This is a genomic window from Emticicia fluvialis (assembly GCF_024793945.1).
GTDB classification, from domain to species: domain Bacteria; phylum Bacteroidota; class Bacteroidia; order Cytophagales; family Spirosomataceae; genus Emticicia; species Emticicia fluvialis.
On record NZ_JANUSD010000002.1, the window covers coordinates 268035 to 291188 of the forward strand.

General features: G+C 41.4%; 21 protein-coding genes. 12 read left to right on the forward strand and 9 right to left on the reverse strand.

Features of this window, described 5'->3' with window-relative positions:
- Nucleotides 1–252 precede the first annotated feature (252 nt).
- The 5 genes from NZ848_RS03065 to NZ848_RS03085 are packed head-to-tail and all read right to left on the reverse strand — an operon-like array spanning nt 253 to nt 2989.
- Nucleotides 253–849, reverse strand: a complete 597-nt coding sequence (locus NZ848_RS03065) for a hypothetical protein (protein WP_259014309.1) — start codon at nt 847–849, stop codon at nt 253–255.
- 41 nt (nt 850–890) lie between these two features.
- Nucleotides 891–1460 carry a hypothetical protein gene (locus NZ848_RS03070; protein ID WP_259014310.1) on the reverse strand — a complete coding sequence of 190 codons (570 nt, stop codon included), beginning with the start codon at nt 1458–1460 and terminating at the stop codon, nt 891–893.
- A 46-nt stretch (nt 1461–1506) separates the two neighbouring features.
- Nucleotides 1507–1752, reverse strand: a complete 246-nt coding sequence (locus tag NZ848_RS03075) for a hypothetical protein (RefSeq protein WP_259014311.1) — start codon at nt 1750–1752, stop codon at nt 1507–1509.
- 20 nt (nt 1753–1772) lie between these two features.
- On the reverse strand, nt 1773–2474 hold the full coding sequence (locus NZ848_RS03080; RefSeq protein WP_259014312.1) for a hypothetical protein: 702 nt from the start codon (nt 2472–2474) through the stop codon (nt 1773–1775).
- 59 nt (nt 2475–2533) lie between these two features.
- Nucleotides 2534–2989: a hypothetical protein gene (locus NZ848_RS03085; RefSeq protein ID WP_259014313.1), complete on the reverse strand. Its 456-nt coding sequence runs from the start codon at nt 2987–2989 to the stop codon at nt 2534–2536.
- 166 nt (nt 2990–3155) lie between these two features.
- Here NZ848_RS03085 and NZ848_RS03090 point away from each other — a divergent pair, with 166 nt between their 5' ends.
- The gene (locus tag NZ848_RS03090; protein ID WP_259014314.1) at nt 3156–3833 is read left to right on the forward strand and encodes an NUDIX hydrolase; all 678 of its coding nucleotides are present in this window, start codon (nt 3156–3158) and stop codon (nt 3831–3833) included.
- A 59-nt stretch (nt 3834–3892) separates the two neighbouring features.
- Here NZ848_RS03090 and NZ848_RS03095 read toward each other — a convergent pair whose 3' ends face one another.
- A complete protein-coding gene (locus NZ848_RS03095) occupies nt 3893–5356 on the reverse strand; it encodes a Gfo/Idh/MocA family protein (RefSeq protein WP_259014315.1) in 1464 nt (487 codons plus the stop codon).
- Nucleotides 5357–5822: 466 nt separating this feature from the next.
- Here NZ848_RS03095 and hslU point away from each other — a divergent pair, with 466 nt between their 5' ends.
- The gene (gene hslU / locus NZ848_RS03100) at nt 5823–7217 is read left to right on the forward strand and encodes an ATP-dependent protease ATPase subunit HslU (protein WP_259014316.1); all 1395 of its coding nucleotides are present in this window, start codon (nt 5823–5825) and stop codon (nt 7215–7217) included.
- A gap of 67 nt (nt 7218–7284) precedes the next feature.
- Here hslU and NZ848_RS03105 read toward each other — a convergent pair whose 3' ends face one another.
- From NZ848_RS03105 to dnaG, 3 genes are all read right to left on the reverse strand, one after another.
- Nucleotides 7285–8181: a PE-PGRS family protein gene (locus NZ848_RS03105; RefSeq protein WP_259014317.1), complete on the reverse strand. Its 897-nt coding sequence runs from the start codon at nt 8179–8181 to the stop codon at nt 7285–7287.
- A gap of 118 nt (nt 8182–8299) precedes the next feature.
- A complete protein-coding gene (gene arfB / locus NZ848_RS03110; RefSeq protein WP_101725474.1) occupies nt 8300–8707 on the reverse strand; it encodes an alternative ribosome rescue aminoacyl-tRNA hydrolase ArfB in 408 nt (135 codons plus the stop codon).
- A 19-nt stretch (nt 8708–8726) separates the two neighbouring features.
- Entirely contained in the window at nt 8727–10700 is a 1974-nt protein-coding gene (gene dnaG / locus NZ848_RS03115; RefSeq protein ID WP_259014318.1) for a DNA primase, read from the reverse strand.
- 72 nt (nt 10701–10772) lie between these two features.
- Between dnaG and NZ848_RS03120 the strand changes: the two genes are divergently transcribed.
- The 10 genes from NZ848_RS03120 (at nt 10773) to NZ848_RS03165 (ending at nt 23135) form a co-directional block, all read left to right on the forward strand.
- A complete protein-coding gene (locus NZ848_RS03120; RefSeq protein WP_259014319.1) occupies nt 10773–11384 on the forward strand; it encodes a trimeric intracellular cation channel family protein in 612 nt (203 codons plus the stop codon).
- 38 nt (nt 11385–11422) lie between these two features.
- Nucleotides 11423–11986 carry a hypothetical protein gene (locus tag NZ848_RS03125; protein WP_259014320.1) on the forward strand — a complete coding sequence of 188 codons (564 nt, stop codon included), beginning with the start codon at nt 11423–11425 and terminating at the stop codon, nt 11984–11986.
- Nucleotides 11987–12241: 255 nt separating this feature from the next.
- Nucleotides 12242–13162, forward strand: a complete 921-nt coding sequence (locus tag NZ848_RS03130) for a hypothetical protein (RefSeq protein WP_253533833.1) — start codon at nt 12242–12244, stop codon at nt 13160–13162.
- Nucleotides 13163–13236: 74 nt separating this feature from the next.
- Nucleotides 13237–14775: a phosphatase PAP2 family protein gene (locus tag NZ848_RS03135; protein ID WP_259014321.1), complete on the forward strand. Its 1539-nt coding sequence runs from the start codon at nt 13237–13239 to the stop codon at nt 14773–14775.
- A gap of 49 nt (nt 14776–14824) precedes the next feature.
- Nucleotides 14825–15895, forward strand: a complete 1071-nt coding sequence (locus NZ848_RS03140) for a hypothetical protein (RefSeq protein ID WP_259014322.1) — start codon at nt 14825–14827, stop codon at nt 15893–15895.
- A gap of 2 nt (nt 15896–15897) precedes the next feature.
- A complete protein-coding gene (locus NZ848_RS03145) occupies nt 15898–16440 on the forward strand; it encodes a carboxymuconolactone decarboxylase family protein (protein ID WP_101725467.1) in 543 nt (180 codons plus the stop codon).
- A gap of 99 nt (nt 16441–16539) precedes the next feature.
- Nucleotides 16540–17100, forward strand: coding sequence for a carboxymuconolactone decarboxylase family protein (locus tag NZ848_RS03150; RefSeq protein ID WP_259014323.1), 561 nt, complete (start codon nt 16540–16542; stop codon nt 17098–17100).
- Nucleotides 17101–17150: 50 nt separating this feature from the next.
- Complete coding sequence (locus tag NZ848_RS03155) at nt 17151–19916, forward strand: TonB-dependent receptor (RefSeq protein ID WP_259014324.1); 2766 nt, start codon at nt 17151–17153, stop codon at nt 19914–19916.
- Between the two features lie 70 nt (nt 19917–19986).
- Nucleotides 19987–22245 (forward strand): CRTAC1 family protein, encoded by a 2259-nt coding sequence (locus tag NZ848_RS03160; RefSeq protein ID WP_259014325.1) that lies wholly within the window; start codon nt 19987–19989, stop codon nt 22243–22245.
- Between the two features lie 35 nt (nt 22246–22280).
- Nucleotides 22281–23135 carry a hypothetical protein gene (locus tag NZ848_RS03165; protein ID WP_101725463.1) on the forward strand — a complete coding sequence of 285 codons (855 nt, stop codon included), beginning with the start codon at nt 22281–22283 and terminating at the stop codon, nt 23133–23135.
- Nucleotides 23136–23154 lie beyond the last annotated feature (19 nt).

The window sequence follows — 23154 nt, forward strand, 5'->3', positions numbered from 1 at the left end:
GTTGTAAAAATCCTTGACACAGTTCAGTTTACACTCCCCCAGCGAATCTTAAAAATATTCTTGTCATTGGTTTTATTCATGATATCGCATATAAAAATCTGAATCGGGGTATTTTGGATAGTTTTAATTTCATAGCTAATTCGTCTTTACTTTAATTATAATATCTGACTGAATTAAATAAACGGTGAAATTTTCAATACATCAACTAAAAAAAAGTACCTGCAACATCGGATAATAATTCAATCATGATAGTTATTTATACATTTTATAAAATTCCTGCTTTAATATTTCGGCTTGTCTGGTATCAAGTTGTTTTATCTTCTTGTAGGTTATGTTAAACCTTTCTTGATTAGTTAAATTGCCGTTTAAAGAACCGTCAAAAACAAATCTCCAAAAACCGGCAGCTTCTTTATCTGGTTTAGTAGCCAAAATTTTTAAAAACAAATTTGGGTAGTTTAATATCATTTCTGATAGATATGATTGGAAAAGGTCAACTGTATCTACATTCCAGATTGCATCTTTGGCAATGCCATAAATTTTTGCAGCAAAAATTTCCGAATTTATTCTTCCCTTATTGGCAAATAGATATTCAATATGTTCATCATGCCCGTATAATAGTTTTGCCCCTGACTTTTCATCATATCCATAAAAGTTAAAAAACTCTTCAAACGTGTTTGGGAATAATTTGAAAAAAGACAAATAATCCTTTCTTTCAAAAGCACGCCTTAGAATTTCTATTCTTTTATCCTGAATATACTCAAATTCAGAATATCTACTATGTCTTTTATCAGTTGCGTTAATTGAGAGGGACAAAAAGACAACTATTATAGTTAAAAGAAATCTCTTCATTTAATTTCAATGCGTTGTTATTAATATTTATCCTAACATTCTTACCTCTTTGCTTTGCTGTCTTTTGCCAATTCGTCCGATAAATTCCTTACTAAGTATGCCCAAAGATTTGTGTCAATTGGCAACGGTGCTGTTATTGCTGATAAGCTGTATTCTCCATATCTTTTACCATTAATATCTTTTACTACAAAATAGGATAGTCTGCCCGCTGCCATTTTTGCATCAGGCAATTTGGTAATAAGTCCTGTATGGTATATACTTAAATCAAATATAGGTTTCGCCTCAGAGAGTAACTTCCGGTATTGCTTCTGTTTCTTCCTAGTTTTTGTTTCCTCTTTTGCAAGGTTTATTTTATCTATTCCGCCTAAACTGTCTAAGGCAACGTAATATTCCTTGTTCAACGGAGTATCTTTAATAATCAGATAGTAATACCTGTCTTCCAAAGAATACAAAATCTTGGGGGCTTGTAATGTATCAAAGTTTTTCAATACTGCATCTGCTTTCGCCCTGCTGAACATTGCCATACGGTTGGGTATGCTCTCCTTACCTTCCTGAGCTTTACATACAACTGAAAAGCACAGCATTAAAATTATAGAATATGCTAATTGCATCTTGTAATAAGTATTGAGTATTCAGAATTTAATTCAAAAGAAACCTTTATCCATTCTTCCTGATGTTTTCGCTATTCTTTATTTTATTTAAAACAATCAAAAATGTATTCGTTTGCACTAAATTCCGAAGTAAAAACCCTTTCATTATTTCTATTGCCCCTTTCATCGAAATAAAAAACCTCCCATTTTTTATAATTTTATATCTAACCACACGGTCGGGCAATAGTTCACCATCTAATGAGTAATACCCTGGATAAACATTTAATTTCTTCTGTAATTCTTCTCTAGTCATAATTCATGTTTATTACATTTTCATTCCATAGTTAACGCCATAAAATACTTTTCCTCTTTTCTGGTCTTTGATACAAAGTCAGGGATTTTTTTAATAAAATATAAGCTACTATTGCCAGCCCACACAATACTATCAGGTTCCCATTCGTCCTGCTTATATTCCCATTCTAGATTTAAAGTCCCACTTTGTAAGCTCCACATTTGAATGCCATTAGGCATAGCATCGTATACTAATGAATTAGATGAAGCAACGATATGCTTTTTGTCTGGAGATAACTTTGGTTTCTCCCAAATTTTTACTTTATAACCTGTTTTGTCATTTATAAGTAGATATTCACTAGTTTCATAGTGTTGTGCTTTAATTACATAAAATCCAACATCTTTAAGATGTTCTATATAAGTATAGATAACCTGTTCAACATTATCAGAGTCCGCAAGGCTGTCTTTTAAAATAACTTTCTTATTGTTTGCCAAAGCTATTATTAGTTTTCCCTTATTTTTCACAACCGAGGTGGTGTCAGAGTTTTTTTGCTCGACTTTTAGAGCTTTCCTAAATTTATCTTCTGAGATGTTACTCATATGCACTTTGTGCCTATTTAAAACTAAAATTGTATCCTCTTTTTTATCCTCAACATTTTTACAGTCGCCGATTGAACAACTCTGCATAAAACAACAGAATACGCTGACTAATAGAAGAAGTGTATTAAAATTTATTCCTTTCAATTTTTTCGATTGATGTTTATTGCAAGGTATTTTAAGAGAGCTTGATTCAAAGAAATGTATTATTTACAATATTGAGAATATAAGTCGCTCAGCCTACGTTTTTCATTGCTAGATAAACTACTGAATATTTTGCAAAAATACTTTGTATGTTTCCCAATAAGAAAATCTAAGCTTTCAAAAAAACCTTCTGCATATTCTCCATCAACAAAGTTTGTTAATCCAACATAAGACCTGAAAACTTTCTGGCTAACACTTGCTCTTTTTCCTATATATATCTCAATATTGCTGAAAATTACGTTCCATTTTTTTTCCTTATTGGGGGAAGTCAATGAATAGTATACGCTAAACTCATTTTCGGTTTTAGGAATCAATCTGACTAATTCTTCATCTGTTAATTTCTTTTGACTGTTGAATTTTTCTAACAAAGCATATAGTTCTGTTTTATAGTCAACGTTAGCATGCAATGGAGGGGTAATTGCAAATGATACCAGAGGAAGTGTTATGTATTTTATCATTATCTTTAAGATAGGTTATAATAATATTGATTTATAATTATTCCAATACGATACCGGAAACTTAAGTGAAGTTATTTTTACAATTAGAATGTTATTAAGTTACCAAACTTTCCTGTGTTTTAATACTTATCCTCCCTATTTTTGCAAAAAATAAAATTACCCAAAAATGACAAACGAAAAACTCGAAGATGCACACAAATTTAAGATTTGGAAGAATAATCTGATAGAAAACGGACTGAAAATCAACGGGATAGACCAACACTATACAAGATACCGTTACAACGGCGAAATTCTCTTTTCTCTGCTGATGCTGGACGCCGAGACCCCCGAAGGAGATAAAATACCACCCATCTGTTTTCTGAAAGGGGAAGTAGTTTGCATTCTGGTTTGTCTGATAGATAAAGACACCAAAGAAAAATATCTGCTGCTAGTAAAGCAACGTCGCATTGCCGAGGGAGGTTTCACTTATGAACATCCGGCTGGTATGGTTGATGGCAGCAAAACTCCGTTGGAAATTTCAGTGCAAGAGGTAAAAGAAGAGACCGGGCTGGATATAACGGCAGACCAGTTGATTAACGTAACACCTCAAAAACGGGTTTTCCCGAGCACGGGTACCAGCGACGAAGCTATGTACCTATATTATTGCGAACTGGAAATGTCGGCCGATGAAATAGCTGACCTGAACGAAAAAGAAATGGGTACTGATTACGAGTTTGAGCGTATCACCACCCATATCTTACCGTTTATAGAAGGACATAGGCTTATTAACAACAGCAATGGGTTGTTGCTCAATTATCTGTATCTTTCAAAAGTGAAAGATTTTGATTTAATGGCTCAATTGTAATAAACAGAAAAACCTGCCCAAAAGGCAGGTTTTTCTTCTATAAAAAGGAAGTGGAAATCTTAAACTAATTTCCAGCCTTCGCGGTATTGGCGTTGTACAAACTGGTTGGCCTCATCGAAGTTGGTAATCTTCATATTAGTGCCATCCCACAACAGTTTCTTACGGCCATCGTAGTTGAAACCATTTTTGCCGTTAGATTTACGCAGGTTATAGCTGCGGATAGCCAGGTTACCCATCAATACTGTTTCAGTTAATGGGCCTGAGTAATCGAACGACGAAGAAAGACCTTTATGCTCTTTGCTGTTAAAGCCGGCTTTGCAAGCCTCAGCCCATGATGCCTGGTGGCCATGTTCAGGAAGCGGTTTAACGCTAGGGTCTTCTTTAGGAGTAATATCTATTTTCTCACCGGTTTTCAGATAAATCTTCGGTGTGTTTCCGTAGGTTCCGCAGGTCATAACACCTTTGGTACCAATCATTAATACACCGTTGCTGCTGTCGGCTTCTGCCAATGGTTCGTTGGCCGGAATCCACTCTGGGTGGAACGGACGGATACCGCCGTCTGTCCAGTACATAGTAACAGGCGAGTTATTTCTCTTGGTAGCAGGGAATTTAATCTGAACACTTGATGACGGAGGGCAGCCTTCAGGGTTATATTCAGGGCTCCAGTCTTTCAGAAACACCTGTCCTACGCTACACTCTACCTCAGTTGGGTAGCCCAAACCTAAAACTCTGAACGCAGGGTCAATCAGGTGGCATCCCATATCGCCCAATGCACCGGTTCCGAAATTCCACCATCCACGCCATTTGAATGGGTGATAAAGCGGGTGATAGTCAACCCATGAAGCAGTACCAACCCACAAATCCCAATCCTGCGGAGTCATTGAATCAATCATAGCAGGTTTATCTGTTGGCACGGGGTTACCTTGAGGCCATACTGGGCGGTTTGTCCAGATGTGTACATCTTTCACCACTCCAATTGTGCCTTTATCAAGCCATTGCATCATGGCTTTTTGAGTAGGGTTAGAGGCCCCCTGGTTACCCATTTGCGTAACCACTTTGTATTTTCTTGCGGCCTCGGTCAACTTACGGGCTTCATAAATATCGTGTGTCAAAGGCTTTTGCACATATACGTGCTTGCCCATAGACATGGCAGCCATAGCTGCTACGGCATGCTGGTGGTCTGGAGTAGAGATAGTAACTGCATCAATGTCTCCTTTCATTTGTTCCAGCATTACTCTGAAATCCTTGTAACGTTTAGCATTCGGAAACTTATCAAGGCTGCCTTTACAACGAGCCATGTCTACATCACAAATAGCCACTACATTGTTCACACCGTTGTTGTAGGCATTAGCAATGTCTGAGCCACCTTTTCCGCCTGCACCAATGGCAGCAATATTTAGCTTATCGCTGGGTGCAATAAAACCTTTACCTAATACATGACGTGGCACAATAAAGAATCCACTGGCGGCAATAGCACCGCTTTTAATAAAATCCCTTCTGTTCGTTGTCTTTTTGTTTTGCATTATTGAAGAGTTGAATAGTGAAAATTAGATTTAAACCGGCACAAAATCATACTTAAATTCTGTAACCCACAAATTTTGTATAATACGCTTGATTGGTACTTCAAACTTACAAAAAAATCTTTTTTCCTGGCAAATTTTGTAAGATTTACATAAAAAATATTGATTAATTTCTTTTTGAACCCTTTCAGGTTTTAAGAAACGTTTTATTCCTAATATATTACTTAACACCGTCTTGAAAATACTATTGCGGAACGTAAGAAATTTAATCTTTAATTACCTGTGTACGCTAGTGCGTTAAATAAACCGATACAGCATTTAAAAAAAGCGCCGATAAGGTTGGTAATACACACCGACCGCTGGTCATAAAATTTATAACGTGGTTTGTTTTAGTCTGAATGAAAACTAAATTTGCAGCTATGCCGTTAAGTATAACAGCAAACATATTAAATAAAAAGCTTTTTAATAAATGGCGAAAGTAATAGGTAACCTGACACCACAACAAATAGTAGAGGAGCTAGATAAATACATTATTGGCCAGAAAGACGCAAAGCGTAATGTGGCCATTGCTTTAAGAAACCGCTGGCGAAGGATGAACGCCAGCACGGAAATGCAGGCCGAGATAATACCGAACAATATTCTGATGATAGGTAGCACCGGAGTAGGTAAAACTGAAATAGCGCGTCGATTGGCTAAAATTGCCGAGGCTCCGTTTACTAAAGTGGAGGCGTCAAAGTTTACAGAGGTGGGGTATGTCGGGCGTGACTGCGAAAGCATGGTAAGAGATCTGGTAGAGCAATCGGTAAATATGGTACGGGCTGCAAAAAAAGAAGAAGTAAAAACGAAGGCATTGGATACTGTTGAAGACACCCTGCTGGATATTCTGATACCGCCTGTAAAGGATAAAAAAGACGTTGGGTTTTCGATGGAAACAAAAAAGCAGGAGGTTGAGGATAACTCAGAAAATCTGCTGAATGAGAAAACACGTGAGGCGTTCAGAGAAAAATTAAGAAACGGAGACCTGGACCACCGCAAAATAGAAATTGATGTGCAAACCAACGGAATGCCCAATATTGGCGTGATGGGAGGGCCTATTGATGATGTGTCGATGATGAATCTGCAGGATATGATAGGCGGTATGATGCCCAAAAAAGGTAAAAAACGCAAAGTAACCATTGCAGAAGCCAGAAAAATATTATTGGACGAAGAGGCTGCCAAACTGATAGATATGGATGAGGTAAAAGACGAAGCCATCTGGAAAGCTGAAAACCTGGGAATAATTTTTATAGATGAAATTGATAAAATTGCTTCATCGAGCGGTAAGTCGGGCGGGCCGGATGTAAGCCGTGAAGGTGTACAGCGAGACCTGCTGCCGATAGTGGAAGGAAGCACCGTGAACACCAAACATGGCTCTGTTAAGACAGATCATATATTGTTTATAGCCGCGGGGGCTTTTCATGTGGCAAAGCCTTCAGATTTGATTCCGGAATTACAGGGGCGTTTCCCGATCAGAGTTGAGCTGGAAAGCCTGACAGAAGAAAACTTCTTTCAGATTTTGCAAACACCTAAAAATGCTTTGACGCGCCAGTATGAAGCCATGCTGGAAGCCGAGGACGTTAGCCTGAGTTTTGATACCGAGGCACTGCGAGAAATTGCCCGTATTGCCTTTTATGCCAATAGTGAGGTTGAAAACATTGGCGCCAGAAGGCTACAAACCGTAATGAGCCATTTGCTGAATGAGATTATGTTTGATGTACCCGATAAAATTGGCGCTAATGCCCGAATTGTTATCACTAAAGATATGGTGAACGACAGGCTGGCAGGTCTGGTAAAAAATAAAGATTTAAGCCAGTTTATATTGTAAAACCTTGGAATATAAATCAAAAAGCCACTATCTTTCTTCAGACAGTGGCTTTTTGATTTATAAATGGTTATTTTTTCTTTGGGTAATAATACAAATAAGAGATGGCGTTCTGGCCGTCTGGCCTTTCGCTGTTGGTAAAATAGCCTTTCCCGTTTTTATCAAAGCAGAAACCTTCTCCCTGCGGCTCCTGCACGTAAGGCAGTAATTTGTCGCGAGTTCTGGCAAGCGCCTGAGGTATGGTTTCTCCATCTTTACGGTACCAGTAAAAAAGTGTAAAGTAGTTTCTGATAACAATTTCTTTACCGTCTGATGATATCCCGCCGCTGGTAACATAGGTAATGGGTAAAGTCTGTAAAAACTCTGCCGTTTGATTTTCTGTAACAGACTGAGGATATTTAAGCCTGTACAGCCGTACATTAAACTCTCTTTTCGAAACTATATAAATGTCTTTGGTCTGAGGGTCTATCAGTATACATTCGGCGTCACGGCTACCGTCAGGATATTGAAAGGCTATGCGGTCAAAACTGGTAACGGGTTGTAATGATTGCGGCTCAACGAAGCGATAAATGTAATACTGGTTATTATAAACCGCATCATTGTCTCCAATTTCGGCCAGGTATAGGTAGGTTTTGCCAGCCTCAGGGCCGGGGCCAATAGATATGTCTTCCCAGTCGCGGTTAGGGAAAGGCATTTTTACCGACCCTTTGTATTGCCCCTCATGTGCAAACAAATAAATATTATTGGGGTTATCGCCATCTTCCTGCACCCAGACGTTCCCCGGCATACTGCGGCTGTCGCATACACCAGAAGCTTCATTGGCTATATCTTCCGGCAATCTGGCCATTACCGGCACCGTTTCATATTCAGGAATTACCTCTGTTACGGGGGTTGGGTCTGGTTTTTTAAACCAGTCGCAAGAACTTATAAATAACGAAACTAATACGTAAATCAGTGTTTTTCTCATTCGGTTACCGGCAACATTCAATGCAAAGAAAACGATTATGCCACTAAGTTATCAGGTTTAATAAATATTTAATGGCTTAGCCACGCCACCGGTGCACAAATTATTATTCTACGGACAATTAAAAATCAATTTTCTGGTTTCTGGCTGCTTTTTTGTCTGAATCGATTTTTTTTGTCTTCAACCTTTTTTCTACTGCAGCCAGCGAGGGTTTTGTGGCTCGTCTTTTCTTGGCTTCATGCAGAGATTTTTCAAGTAATTTGTAAAACTTCTGCACCACCAGTTCTTTGTTTTGCAACTGGCTTCTTTTTTCCTGCGAGCTAATCAACAAAACGGTTTCTTGTACCAGTTGGCTTTGAAGCTTTTCATAAAGCCTTTGTTTTTGGGTATCTGTCAGTAGGGCAGAGGTAGCAATGTTGAATCTAAGCTCTACTTTTGTTTCTACCTTATTTACGTTCTGTCCGCCCGGGCCGCCACTTCTGGCAGTAGCGAACTCAAATTCAGGCGAAAAATCTATATCTTTTATCATGGTTTTATATTCTGTATAATTAGCCCTGCACCACCGTGCCCAAAAGTGCAGCCAATTTTTTAATGATTCCTTTCAGTTCCATCATTTTTACCAGTATTTGCTCTTGCGTTTCAAAAGATTCCGTTTCAATGAGCTCCTTACTTAGTTTTTCCATCTCTATTTCAAAGCGGCTTTTTTTTAACCTCAGCACGTTGGTGTAAACCATTTCGTCTAGTTTATCGCTTTCTAATGGTACGTATATTTCAAATTTCTCCCAGTTTTCGCTCAGCTGATGTGGAGACGAAAGCCAGTTAATGCTTAAGGTCTGAATTTCAATATCCTGATGGCTGGTAAAGTAAGAAGTGTCCGGAATTTCGCCTCTTTGATGAAACTCCCGGCATATATCCAGTATTTTCTGGTAAGATGCCGTTTCAAAAGTTATATCCTGAATTTCATTAAAAATATAGTCGGTAAGAGTAAAGTCTATGTTTTCTGCAACGTTTTTCTCCAAAACATGGGTGCCGTAACATACCAGCAGCCTTACACATTCTTCTTCATGATAAGACAAGGCACTCCGTTTCACGGTTCTGGCTGTCTCTTCCATACCCGGCACAAAGGTATCAGGCTCGGGCGCTACAAATGCGTTGATATCACCCAGTGGATTAGTCCTCTGCTGTCTTTGTCTGTCGCGGTCTGAATCCTGCCTCTTTTTCTGGAATATTTTATTGCCTTCTGTAATCAGGATGTGCTCATCAATACTAAGCAAAGAGGCCACCTCTTTATAAAATACCGAACGTTTGATGGAGTCCGGAATCTTAGAGATGGTTTCTACCAGGTCTTTTATCAGTTCAGCACGCTTAAGGGCGTCTGTGCCCACGTCTTTCAGTGAAATCTCGGTCTTGAACCTGATAAAATCCTTCTGGGTATTCTTAACGTATTCTTTAAAAGCCTGGCTGCCAACTTTCTGAACAAAACTGTCGGGGTCGTCTCCATCCGGAAACACCACTGCCTTCACATTCAGGCCTTCTTCCAGAATAATGTCTATTCCTCTTAATGATGCCTTAATACCGGCGGCGTCGCCGTCATATAAAACGGTTATGTTTTCAGTAAATCTTCTGATTAGCTGAATCTGCTCTTTGGTAAGCGAAGTGCCAGACGAAGCCACTACGTTTTCTATACCTGCCTGATTTAACGAAACAACGTCGGTATAACCTTCTACCAGATAACAGTTTTCTTCCTGCCTGATAGGATTCTTGGCCTGCGCTATACCATATACTATATTACTTTTATGATATACAGCCGTTTCGGGCGAATTAAGATACTTGGGGGCGTTGGGGTCTTTTTTCAGAATCCTGGCACCAAATGCAATAGGTTTGCCTGCTACATTATGAATCGGGAAAATTACCCGTCCTCTGAAACGGTCTATCGGTTCGCGCCCTTCTTTCAGTATAGTCAGGCCGGCTTTTTCAAGTATATCCAGTGTAAAACCGTTCTTAAGCGCATGTTTGGTAAAAACATCCCGTCCGTCAGAACTATAGCCCAGGTCAAATTTCCTGATGGTCTGGTGGTTAAACCCCCGTTCTTTAAAATAGCTCAGCCCGATGCTCTCGCCCTCAGGGGTTTGCCAAAGTTGGTCCTGATAAAATTTATTGGCAAAATCCAGGGCTATAAAAAGGCTTTCCTTTTCGTTCTGAACCTGCTGTTCTTCGCTGGTATATTCCTGCTCGGCTACTTCTATACCATATTTTTTAGCCAGGTGTCTCAGTGCCTCGGGGTATCCTATACCTTCAATGTCCATCACAAACCTTACAGAATCACCGGCCTTGCCACAACCAAAGCATTTATAAATGCCTTTTGATGGCGACACCGAGAATGATGGCGTTTTTTCATTATGAAAAGGGCAGCAGGCTATCATGTTTGCTCCCCGCTTTTTGAGAGAAACATAATCGCCCACAACCTCAACTATATCGGCGGCCTGAATAATCTGCTGTACGGTATCCTGATCTATTCGCATGTACCAAATTTACTGTAAAAACATAAAAATGACGTTTTTACTACTATTTTTGTTGCAAAACTACTAAAACTAATGGAATTTTTTACATTTATAAATATTGGTGGCACCATTGCTTTTGCGGCTTCAGGCACTATGGCGGCTATGCGCAAAGACCTAGACATCTTCGGCCTGGTTGTTATTGCCTTTGTTACTTCTGTTGGCGGTGGTACCATACGTGATATGCTCATTGGGCATCTGCCTGTGCGCTGGATTCTGGATTCTACAATAATAATTCTGATTGTGATGGTAGCAATGGTTACGGTTATTTTCAGACACAGGATTGTGCATCTTGATAAAACCCTTACCTTGTTCGATTCCCTCGGGCTTGGTTTTTTTGCGCTCAGGGGCATCCAGGAAGGTATATCCGCAGGGCTTAATGTCCCTTCCTGTATTATTCTGGGTACCATAACTGCCTGTTTTGGTGGTGTAATAAGAGATATTTTCCTTAATGAAATACCTGCGCTTTTCAGAACAGGCCAGTTGTATGCTACCGTTTGTATTATAGGGGGCTGTTTCTACTTTGCCCTTCGCAAGTTAAACCTGTCTGTTGAAGTAATAGATATCATAACCGTTTTATGTATTTTTGGAATTCGTACACTGGCTATCAGCAAAAATATATCGTTGCCAAAAATCAATAAAATGTAAAAAGTTGTTGGAAAATTTCAATTTAATTGATTTATTTGTTGCATGAACCAAAATTACTACTGAAAAAAGTCGCTTCCATATCGCTTCTGGCATTGCTGGTGTGTAATATGCTGGGCTCTACGTTTGTCATGCTTTTAGACAAATGGCAGGAGGAACGCGTAGTACACGCAAATGTGACTTTTCAGGAAAAAGGTGAGTTTCTGGTTATGAAAGTGCCAATGGCCATTCCGTATATGGCCAGTTGGAGCGAGTCTGAAGAGACAGACGGTCTCATTATCTTCAAAGGCGATTTTTTCCGTACTTATCAGCGCAAATTTGAAAGTGATACCCTTTACACTTATTGCAAGAAAGAAAATGCAAGCCGCGAGAACGTTTTTAGTTTGCTGCAACAGGTAAAAAAACAGGTAAACGATGAGCCCACCGGCTCGGGTAAAAAGGCGCTCAATTTTTTTAAGAATCTCACTAAAGATTATACTCAGTTCGGTAGTAGCACAATTGCCTACTTCTGGGTTGAAGACCTCCCGTTAAAAATCTACACTTATCAGGAGTTTATTCCTGCTTCAACGTTATTTGTTAATTCTCCACCTCCCGATTTAGCTTAATACAGTCTTTTCTACAAATTTTATGCCTTGCCGCCTTGGTTTATGCCCAAAGCGCAATGTGTGAATGCATCCGCTCAAATCTATACTTCTTATGTGGTAAGTTGTGCCAATGCCCGGCACTAAACATAGACCTTTGTTCATGAACGCCCTCTTTGGCCGTTCTTAATAATCTGTCTGTGCGTTTAGGTTGGGGTACGGTATTAGCTTGCACATGGGTTACATGACTGTTTTTAACTAAAAACTTACTATTCTAAAATGAAATTATTTTACAAGTTTTTACTTGTGCTGGTAGGTGGTGCGGTTTTCAATGCGCAAGCCCAAATGCCTCATGACGCCATTTACATGAACAAAAAATCTATTTGTATAGCTACAACCTATTCAAATAGCCAGTGGAGCGAATATTGGGAGAATAAATTAAAACGCGAAAATTTCAATATAGGTACGCACACTACACAAAGTGTTATGCCTATGATAGCCTACGGTATTACCAAAAAACTGAATGTTCTTGCCGGCTTACCTTATGTGTGGACAAAAACCAGCGCAGGTAACCTGATGGGGCAGCAGGGTTTTCAGGATGTATCGGTATGGTTAAAATACAATATGGTGCAATCGGCAAACGGCCTTTCCTTGCATGGAGTATTGGGCGGCTCGTTACCGGTAAGCAACTATGTACCAGATTTTCTCCCGATGTCAATTGGCCTTAAATCCAAAACAGCTACTGCACGTTTAATTGCTCACTACAAGCATACTTCTGGTTTTTATATTACCGCACACGGAAGCTACGTTTTCCGCAGTAATATAAAGGTAGACAGAGATGCCTATTACGCTTACGACAAAGTTTATAACACCAATGAAATAAGCATGCCTAACGCTACTGATGTAGCCGCCCGGATGGGTTACTACAAAAAAGGGATTCAGGCCGAATTATTCATTGACAAAAACACTTGCGTAGGCGGAGATTACATACGGAGAAACGATATGCCTTTTCCGACGAATAACATGAAATCATCGGGCGTAGGTTTCTATGGTAAGTTTCAGCCAAAAAATGTAGGGTTCAATGTAATGATCAGAAGAGTAATAGATGGCGAAAACATGGGCCAGGCTACTACAATATCAGCCGGTTTCCTGTATCAGATAAATTTCAAGAGTAAGTCTGAACAGGTAACAAAAAAATAAAATTTGCAGAAAAGATTTCTAACAGAAAATTTGCTTCCCCGGGCAGTTCGCTCATTTGAATACGGGGCCGTAATATGAAAAAAATACATGTATCATTTTTAGTAATAGTAATATTGAGTCTGGTTGTTTCGTCTTGCAATAAAGATTTGGAAGAATCATTGAAAGAGGCCTATATCCCGGCAAAATTAGATGAAAAAGGAGGAACCTGGAAAACTTATGTACTCGCCAGCGCTGATGAATTTCCGGTGGCAGAGCCAAAAGCGGCAGGTTCGGCAGAGTACCAGTCAGAAATAGCAAAACTGAAAACCACGGTTTCGACCATTACCCCGGAAAACAAAAAAGCAGTAACTTACTGGGGTGCAGGTGCCGTGTATCGCTGGAACGAAATAGCTCGTGAGCTGGCAGCCAGATATAACCTTCCGCCTGCTTCAAATGCAGAGGGCAAGTATCCGGTTCCTGATGCTGCCAACCCATTGGCAGACCCTAAGTTTCCGTTTGCCAATCCGCCTTATACAGCCCGTGCACTTGCTTATTTAAGTGTAGCGCAGTATGACGCACTGGTGGCCGCGTGGAACTACAAGTTTAAGTATAACCGCAAGGCTCCTTCAAAAACAGATGCTACTGTTTCTGCTTTGTTGCCGGTTTCTGATTTACCGTCTTACCCGTCTGAAGATGCAGTTGTGGCTGCGGCCTCATATACCATATTGGTGGCGATGTTCCCCGGCGAGGTACCTTTGTTGGATGCCAAGCTGGCAGAAGCCAAAAATGCCCGTATCTGGGGTGGTATGAACGTTGATTCTGATATTTCGGCAGGCGATGCCCTGGGCAAAGCCGTAGCTGCCAAAGTAATGGGTCGCGCAAAAACAGACGGCATGGGTGCCGCCAATAATCAGACAGTCAATGCTGCTGCAATTGCTAATGCCAAAGCACAAGGCTTGAAGTCGGAGTGGTTAAGCCAGGAAATTCCTGCCCGCCCGCCAATGTTGCCTAACTATGGTACCGTGCAGACCTGGAATTTTGATAAGGCAGCCATGCTGGCCATGCGCCCAAGCCCTCCGCCAGCATTAGATAGTGACGAGTTTAAAAAAGACCTTGACGAGCTTAAGGCCATTGATAAAAATCAGACGCGTGAGCAGGCCCGCATTGCCAATTACTGGTCAGACGGTGCCGGCAGCTACACGCCTCCTGGTCACTGGCATCGTGCCGCTGCTAATCTCTGTTTCCAGAATAAGTTCAGTGAGTTGGCAACAGCCCGCACGCTGGCATTGCTGGGTACTGCCGAGATGGATGCAGGTATTGCATGCTGGGACGCCAAGAACTATTATTATTATCCGCGCCCTCAGCAATTCGGTATCAAAACCTCTGTTGGTTTGCCCAATTTCCAGTCTTATACCTCGGGGCACTCTACTTTTTCAGGTGCCGCCGCCACAGTATTGGGCTCTATCTTCCCGACGGAGGCTGAAAAGTTGAATGCGATGGCTCAGGAAGCATCCAATTCAAGGGTTTATGGACTGATTCATTATCGTTTCGACTGTGTTAAAGGTCTTGAACACGGTAAAAAAATTGGTCAGTATGCTATTGCCCGTGGAAAGGCCGATGGTTCTGGTTTATAAAAACTAATGGTTTAATCAGCTTGCTAAGATTTATTCAAACGTATTTTCAATGAAAAAAATATATTATTTTTTCTCACTAGCCATGCTTTTGGGATCAATCAAGGGGTTCTCGCAAGGTTGTATTGCCGTACGCCACATGGCATCGGCAACGGGTAACCCCAACAGCCCGGCCTCAATGATGAAAGGCGGCCAGTTTCAGTTTACGGCTTCATACAGATATTTGCATTCTTTCCGCCATTTTGTGGGTACAGAAGAGCAAAAAGAACGTATAGAAAACGGTACTCAGGTTATTAACACTTCTCATGCTTTTGATTTTGGCCTGAGTTACGCTGTTAATCCGCGTCTGAGCTTTTCATTGAATTTGCCGTATCTTGACAACGACCGTTCTTCTCTTTATGAACACTACGGCAACTCAATTGAAGCTAACCCGGAGCAGAAACGTTTTCATACGTATTCTAAAGGGGTGGGCGATATGCGTGTATCTGCTACCTACTGGTTGTTCAATCCGCTTACCCATCTGAAAGGTAATCTGGCCATAGGGTTGGGAGTCAAAGCTCCAACCGGTGATGCCAACGTTCAGGGAGACTTCCATAAACTGGATAAAAACAAAAAAGAATACATCCAGCGCAAAGCCCTTGACCAATCAATGCAATTGGGCGATAGCGGCTGGGGATACAGCATTGAAATGCAGGGTTACCAGTCGGTATTCAAAAATGCCTCTGTTTACTACAATGGTTTTTATATGTTCAGCCCTAAAACGGTTAATGCGGCTACCGGCTTTTCTGTACCTGACCAGTTTGCAGGTCGTGCGGGTTTAAGCTATTCGGTTGCACCTAAAAAAGGTATTTCATTAGCATTGGGTGGCAGGGTAGAAGGCTTGCCTGCTATAGACCGCATTGGTAATAGTGAGGGTAGCCGCAGACCCGGATACATTATCTCTGTTGAGCCAAGTGTCATTATTAATACGCATCACCATTCGTTTATTTTTGGTGTTCCTTATGCGGTTGTTCGTAACAGAATAAAATCATGGAGCGACATGCAAGACCCAACCGGTAAAAAGCATGGCGATGCAGCATTTGCAGACTACCTGATTACAGCAACTTACGCTTACAGGTTCTGATTATGGCACACATCAAATTGTTGAACGAGGAGCTTCCGGGTATTTCCGGGCTTCTCAATCATAATCCGCGTACGGCCATACCCTTGTTAAACCTGGCTGAAACCCTTTTGAGGGGGCCGTCAACCTTAACAAGTGGCGAACGCGAATTGATTGCTTCTTATGTTTCGCACCTGAACAACTGCCATTTTTGCCATACTTCGCACGGAGCAGCGGCGGCAGCTCATTTAGGTTGTGATTTGAATATAATAGATGATATCAAACAAAATTTTGCCGAAACTGCTATTTCTCCAAAGCTGAGAGCCTTGCTTAACATTGCTGCACAAGTGCAAAAAGGCGGCAGGCATGTAACAGAAAAGGAGATTGAAGCAGCCAGAAATGAAGGAGCAACCGACGAAGAGATTCATGATTCGGTACTGATTGCGGCAGCATTTTGTATGTTTAATCGCTATGTAGATGGCTTAGGCACGTGGGCGCCGAAAGAAAACGAAGCCTACCGTGAAATGGGACAGAGAATGGCCTTTGCCGGTTATAATCGTCCTCGCTAAGAAAACAGGTTTAACCTGTCTGTTTTTCCCTGATTATTTTATTGTACCACATCTGGCATCGGCTGCAAACAGCCGGTAAGCCTTGTTATTGCCTAAATTATGCCTCATATATCACTTCCTGACCATCTGCCCGGTATTACAGGGCTTTTAGAGTATAGCCAGGATACCGCAGCGCCTATTCGTGAACTGACACAAATTTTGTTAAGAGGAGACAGTTCGCTGACCCAGGGCGAAAGAGAGTTAATAGCCACCATAGTATCGCACCATAATGAATGCCGGTTTTGTACGGCTGCTCATACCGCCGCTGCCGATTTGCTATTGGGTGAAACCGAAACCTGCGAATTGGTAAAACATGATTTAGAGAATGCTCCGGTGAGCGATAAAATGAAGGCCTTACTAACCATTGCCAGAATGGTGCAGAAAAGCGGGAAGAGCGTTACCTCTGAAGCTATAGCCAAAGCTAAAGCAAAAGGCGCAACCGACATGGAAATACATGATACCGTGCTTATAGCTGCACTTTTTTGTTTGTATAACCGCTATGTTGACGGCCTGGCCAGTATAACACCAGGCGACCCCTCATTTTATCAGTACTTAGGTGAAAGAATAGTGAACCACGGCTACACGCGTTTGCCGCAGGGCTATGACCACCTGAAGAAATAAGTATGATGAGGATTAATTAAGCTAATCCTATATTTTAACCGAGCTTTAGAATGAAAAATATTTTTACCTGTATAATCTCCTTATTGTTGTTTTCAGCAGGAGCTTTCGCCCAGAAAAGTGTCATCAAGGGCAAAGTGACTGATGCTGAAAATCAAAAACCACTGATAGGTGTTTCGGTTTTTCTGAAAGGAAAAGTTTCAGGAACCATCACTAATGCCGAAGGAAATTTTGAACTGAATGCCTCTCTTCCGGCCACATTGGTAATTTCAATGGTGGGCTATGAGCGCCAGGAAATTGCGGTGGCCAGCGAAACCACATTGAGTGTCTCATTGAAAACCGCCTCTGAAGACCTGAATCAGGTGGTTGTTTCTGCTTCCAGAATTGAAGAAAGCATTTTGAAGTCGCCGGTGAGTATTGAAAAGATAGACTCAAGAGGTATCCAACAATCTCCGGCAGCCAACTTCTACGATGCTTTGCTCAACATGAAATCGTTAGATATTGTTACCAGTGGCCTTACCTACAAACAAATCAACACCAGAGGTTTTAATACCACCGGTAACAGCCGCTTTTTGCAATTGGTAGACGGCGTTGATAACCAGTCAGCTGGGTTGGGTTTTGCCATGGGTAATCTGCATGGCCCTAACGACATTGATATAGAAAGCGTTGAGCTGATTCCGGGAGCTGCCTCAGCTTTGTATGGCCCGATTGCATTCAACGGAATGTTGCAGATGCGCACAAAAAATCCATTTGATTATCAGGGGCTAAGCGCGCAAACCAAAGTAGGCGTAAACCATTTGAATGACGGCACAGGGTTGGGGGCAAAACCATATTATGACCTGGCAGTGCGATATGCCAAAGCATTTAAAAACAAATTTGCTTTCAAGGCAAATGTCGCTTACCTAAGCGGTACCGACTGGTATGCAAATGATTATACAGATATAGACCCCAATACGCCTACAGCTAACCGTGGGCCAAATAACCCGGGCAAAAATGCCTTGAATATTTACGGCGACGAGGTTGCACAGACAATTGATAAAATTGGGCGGGTGTCAAGAACGGGTTATGAAGAAAAAGACCTGGCCCAGTATGGTGTATATAGCCTGAGGTTAAACGGAGCATTGCATTACCGTATTACAGATAATCTGGAAGCCATCTATCAGGCAAATTTTAGTCAGGGTATTGCACAGTACACCGGTAGCAGCCGTTTTGTAATTAATAATTTTTACCTGATGCAGCATCGCCTTGAATTGAAAGGCAGCAATTTTTATGTGAGAGCTTATTCAAATCAGGAAGATTCGCAGGATTCTTACAACAGCCGTTCTTTAGGGCAGCTCATTAACCGCATGTGGGTAAAAGACCTGAATGGTAACACGGTTGCTCCGGCTCAGGCCGATGCCACCTGGTTTCAGCGTTATTCGGCGGCTTATAACGGAAACGTCAATGGAGTTTCTGCGCAAAACCATTCTGCCGCCCGGGCATTTGCCGACCAGGGAAGGCTACTACCCGGAACTGCTGCATTTGATGCTGCCAGAGACCAGCTGATTCATACCCAGGGCTTAAGCGGAGCAGGTATTTTCAGCCGTTGTGGTTTAAAACACATGGAAGGTATGTACGATTTCAGTGAATTACTGAAAGTAGTAAACATTCAGGTAGGTGCCAACTACAGAAGATATTATCTGGATACTCAGGGAACCTTATTTGATGACAAAGGCAAGAACCTCACAAACGACGAGTTTGGTGCGTTTATTCAGGCTTCAAAGTCATTGGTAAATAATAAACTGAAAATTACACTGTCAGGTCGTTACGACAAAAACGAGAACTTTGATGGCCGTATAACACCAAGGGCTTCGGCAGTATTTTCACCAAACGACAACAATCATTTCAGAGCTTCCTATCAGACAGGTTTCCGCAACCCGGTTATCGGCGACCAGTATATTAAGCTGAACGTTGGGCCAATCATTATTCTGGGCGGTGCACCAGTTAATTCTGTTGGCATGAAGGCCTATGAAAACTCTTTCACGGCGGCATCAGTAGGGGTTTTTGCCAGCGCGGCGGGTGCTCAGCTTGGGCAGGGTGTTCCATTCCCGACCGCTATTGCCAACAACAAAGACAAACTGGTGAAATCGAAGGTGCCATACATCCAGCCAGAGAAAGTTCAGAGTTTTGAGGTGGGTTATAAAGGAGTTTTCAGTCAGAAAATACTGTTTGATATCAATTATTACTACAGTCAATACAAAGACTTCATCATTAATACGGTGGTTATCCGCCCTGATAATAATGTGCTGTTACCAGACGGCTCTATTAACCCTGCTGCAGCAGGTGATATTCTGGGAGGCAAAACACAGGCGTTTCAACTTTATACCAATGCCGCCGATAAGGTGTCTATTCAAGGTGTAAGTGCAGGTTTGTCTTATTTGTTTCCTAAAAACTACCGCCTGAATACGAACGTAACCTGGATTGACTTCAACCTGATGGATGCTAACCCGAGTAATATTCCTGCCTTTAATACACCAACCTGGAAAACCAACGTGGTGTTCGGTAATCCAAAACTGACAGACAAATTCGGCTTTAACGTGGCATGGCACTGGCAAAGTGCTTTTGACTGGTACGGTACCTTTACGACGATGTATCCGGGCAAAATCAATGCTTATAGCTTGCTCGATGCGCAGGTGAGCTACAAACTGCCTGCCATCAAATCGGTTATCAAGCTGGGTGCTTCAAATCTTACTAACCAATACATTGTGCAGGCTTATGGCTCTCCGGACGTTGGCGGGTTGTATTATGTTAGTCTGAATTTTGATGAATTAATGCGATAAAATTAATAAAAGGGGTAAAAACAACTTTTGCTTAATTACCTCTTTATAGCCATACTTAAATTTCACCAACATGAAACTTTTTGAATTAGTATCAGGAAGAGCTAAATATTGGATTTTGCTGGTATCGGGCTTGATGGTTTTTGCCTGCAGTAGTGATAAGAGTGAAGAAATGGTTAAAATACTGGCGAAGATTCATCAGGAAAGTTTTAAAAGAACGAATCCTTTTTCGCCAAAGGCAGAAATTGCCTTTTATGATTCGATGAGTACACTGGCTCAGGGGAATCCATACAAAAGCTTTATTACAGATTTTTATAAGGCCAATGCCTATCTGAAAAACGGTGAGGAAACAAAAGCGGTAACCTTATTGGAAACCATATTGCCTATGGCTTTAACAAAGTTTCAGGGTAATGCCGAAAGAACCCTGACCAGCCTGGGAATTGCCAGTTTGCGATTGGCCGAACGCCAGAATTGTGTGAATAATCATACGGCAGAATCGTGCGTGATACCCATAATTAATACAGGTATCCATAAAATAAAAGGCGGGTCTCGCAGAGCCATAGAGGTTTATGAGACAATTCTTTCAAGAAACCCTTCTGATTATGAAGCACAGTGGCTACTAAACATAGCCTACATGACCATAGGTGAATATCCGGCTAAAGTACCGGCTCAATATCTGATTCCTGATTTAGATAAAGACAAGTCAGGCTATGATTTGAATCCTTTTACTGATGTAGCTCCGGGCCTCAACCTGAATTTAAAAAACAAAGCAGGTGGAACTATCCTGGAGGATTTCAATAATGACGGATATCTGGATATAGTAATTTCAGACCTGGGGCTTGATGGTTCAATGCATTATTTTAAAAACAATGCAAACAACACTTTTAGCGATGTGTCGGAGAAGTCGGGCCTGTCAAAATTTAAAGGTGGGCTGAACATTATGCAAACCGATTATAACAATGATGGATTCATCGACATTTTTGTTTTAAGAGGGGCCTGGATGCCCGACCCGTTTGGTAAACAGCCTAATTCGTTATTAAAGAATAATGGAAACGGAACCTTTACTGATGTGACGATTGACAGCGGCTTGTATTCGTTGCACCCAACACAGGCCGGGGTATGGAGAGATTTTAATAATGATGGCTGGCTGGATTTATTCATTGGCAACGAAACCGCCAATATGGGCGAAATGCACGGTTGCGAGCTGTATATAAATAATAAAAACGGCACTTTTACCGATATAACCATTGACGCCGGCTGCGACCTGAATCTGTTTATTAAAGGCGTAACCGCAGGCGACTACGACAATGATGGGTGGCAGGACATATTTATTTCAACCCATCAGGAAACCAAAGTGCTTTTAAAGAATAAAGGAGTGCAAAAGAATGGAAAACTAAAATTTGAAGATGTTACGCAGGCCTCCGGTTTGAGTGAGCTAAGAAATTTTACGTTCCCGACCTGGTTCTGGGATTACGATAACGACGGCTGGCTTGATATATTCGTTTGCGGATACCAGGCCGACCACTCAATGGCTTATTCAGTAGCCACTGATGCGTTGGGCATACCTAACCGCGGAAGTAAAATGTATCTTTTCAAAAACAACCATGATGGCACTTTCAGGGATGTATCGGTTGAAGCGGGCATCAGCCACAGCATATTTGCGATGGGGTCTAATTTCGGAGATATAGATAATGACGGATACCCGGATATGTATCTCGGAACCGGAAATCCTGATTACCAGTCGCTAGTTCCTAATAAGCTTTTCAGAAACATCGGAGGTAAAAAATTTGCTGATGCCACCATTTCAGCGCGTGTGGGTAATCTGCAAAAAGGGCATGGTGTGGGTATCTCTGATTTAGATAATGACGGCGACCAGGACATTTTTATTGAAGTGGGTGGGGCTTATCCCGGTGACTCCTACAATAATTCATTGTATCTGAACCCCGGTCAGAATAATAACCGCTGGATTAAACTCATACTGGAAGGCAAAAGAAGTAACCGTTTAGGAATCGGTGCCAGAATAAAAGTTACGTTCAAAGAAAATGGAATAAGCAGGTCTGTTTATCAGGACCTGAGCTCAGGGGGAAGTTTTGGTTCATCATCTCTCAGAAGAGAGATAGGCATCGGAGAGGCCAATATAATTGATGAAATTTCTATCATCTGGCCGGGTTCTGGCACAAAGCAGGTTTTCAGAAATATAAAGCCAAATCAACTGCTTAAAATTACCGAGCGAAACAATAAACCCAAAGAAATTAACATTAAAACCCTTAATTTTGGAGGAGATAATAAAAATATTCCTATTTGTATTACACCTGCCGTTAAAGCCATTTAGCGCCTCAATGGCAGGATTGAAAGATTCAAAGACTGATGAGTACTAAAAGTTTAATTCTGATTAATCCATTTTCGGGGCGGTATTCTTATGAAGAAAAACTTTTCTTCTGGTTGCGCTTTGGCGTTTTAGGCTGCTTTGTAGGGCACGGATTCTGGGGCCTTGTATTAAAGAAAGGCTGGGTTCCATTTTTTAAGGTTTTCTTTATTAATGAACCCATAGCTTACAATTTTATGCCTGTCATTGGCACTATGGATATTCTGATTGGCTTGGTTGTGTTTTTTTATCCCAACAGAGCTTTCCTGTTATGGGCGTCTTTCTGGACATTATTTACGGCCATGCTGCGCCCTTCGGCCAGTATGGGTATGTCTGAGTTTTTTGAAAGAGCTGGTAATTATGGTATACCCATTCTGTTTTTGCTGGTGCATGGCTTGCCTGCTACTGCTAAGCAATGGTTTGAGAAACTGAAACCTTTGGGCTCGGTATCCTATATGCAGGCAAGTGTAATTGAGTGGGTATCAAGGCTGAGTCTGTTCAGCTTACTGGCCGGGCATGGCGGGTTGGCGGTATTCATGAACCACCCAACACTAATTAAGAATATGACAGGGGTAGGGTTGCCGATGACCGGAGTAAACCTGCAGATTTTTGGTCTGGTAGAGATATCGCTGGCGTTTCTGGTTTTGCTCAAGCCTCGCATACCTGGTCTGTTAATCTTTATTTGCTTATATAAGTTAGGCTATGAGTTACTTTTTCCGATTGTGGGCAACCCGATAGATATTTTTGAAACCATTGAACGCATGGGTGATTACGTTTTGCCCATTATACTTTTTGAGTATTATCAATCAAAACATTTTAACCAGAGCCGGCAACATACAATGGCGCCGAAAGCCTGATTACTAACCCTAAAAACCT

What these genes read in the sequence shown, in the direction of transcription:
- arfB (WP_101725474.1), bottom strand. Translation starts at nt 8,707, where the DNA reads ATGATAAAAGATATAGATTTTTCGCCTGAATTTGAGTTCGCTACTGCC.
- NZ848_RS03120 (WP_259014319.1), top strand. Translation starts at nt 10,773, where the DNA reads ATGGAATTTTTTACATTTATAAATATTGGTGGCACCATTGCTTTTGCG.
- NZ848_RS03155 (WP_259014324.1), top strand. Translation starts at nt 17,151, where the DNA reads ATGAAAAATATTTTTACCTGTATAATCTCCTTATTGTTGTTTTCAGCA.
- NZ848_RS03135 (WP_259014321.1), top strand. Translation starts at nt 13,237, where the DNA reads ATGAAAAAAATACATGTATCATTTTTAGTAATAGTAATATTGAGTCTG.
- hslU (WP_259014316.1), top strand. Translation starts at nt 5,823, where the DNA reads ATGGCGAAAGTAATAGGTAACCTGACACCACAACAAATAGTAGAGGAG.
- NZ848_RS03160 (WP_259014325.1), top strand. Translation starts at nt 19,987, where the DNA reads ATGAAACTTTTTGAATTAGTATCAGGAAGAGCTAAATATTGGATTTTG.
- NZ848_RS03130 (WP_253533833.1), top strand. Translation starts at nt 12,242, where the DNA reads ATGAAATTATTTTACAAGTTTTTACTTGTGCTGGTAGGTGGTGCGGTT.
- NZ848_RS03070 (WP_259014310.1), bottom strand. Translation starts at nt 1,460, where the DNA reads ATGCAATTAGCATATTCTATAATTTTAATGCTGTGCTTTTCAGTTGTA.
- NZ848_RS03090 (WP_259014314.1), top strand. Translation starts at nt 3,156, where the DNA reads ATGACAAACGAAAAACTCGAAGATGCACACAAATTTAAGATTTGGAAG.
- dnaG (WP_259014318.1), bottom strand. Translation starts at nt 10,700, where the DNA reads ATGCGAATAGATCAGGATACCGTACAGCAGATTATTCAGGCCGCCGAT.
- NZ848_RS03150 (WP_259014323.1), top strand. Translation starts at nt 16,540, where the DNA reads ATGCCTCATATATCACTTCCTGACCATCTGCCCGGTATTACAGGGCTT.
- NZ848_RS03140 (WP_259014322.1), top strand. Translation starts at nt 14,825, where the DNA reads ATGAAAAAAATATATTATTTTTTCTCACTAGCCATGCTTTTGGGATCA.
- NZ848_RS03105 (WP_259014317.1), bottom strand. Translation starts at nt 8,181, where the DNA reads ATGAGAAAAACACTGATTTACGTATTAGTTTCGTTATTTATAAGTTCT.
- NZ848_RS03165 (WP_101725463.1), top strand. Translation starts at nt 22,281, where the DNA reads ATGAGTACTAAAAGTTTAATTCTGATTAATCCATTTTCGGGGCGGTAT.
- NZ848_RS03095 (WP_259014315.1), bottom strand. Translation starts at nt 5,356, where the DNA reads ATGCAAAACAAAAAGACAACGAACAGAAGGGATTTTATTAAAAGCGGT.
- NZ848_RS03065 (WP_259014309.1), bottom strand. Translation starts at nt 849, where the DNA reads ATGAAGAGATTTCTTTTAACTATAATAGTTGTCTTTTTGTCCCTCTCA.
- NZ848_RS03145 (WP_101725467.1), top strand. Translation starts at nt 15,898, where the DNA reads ATGGCACACATCAAATTGTTGAACGAGGAGCTTCCGGGTATTTCCGGG.
- NZ848_RS03085 (WP_259014313.1), bottom strand. Translation starts at nt 2,989, where the DNA reads ATGATAAAATACATAACACTTCCTCTGGTATCATTTGCAATTACCCCT.
- NZ848_RS03075 (WP_259014311.1), bottom strand. Translation starts at nt 1,752, where the DNA reads ATGACTAGAGAAGAATTACAGAAGAAATTAAATGTTTATCCAGGGTAT.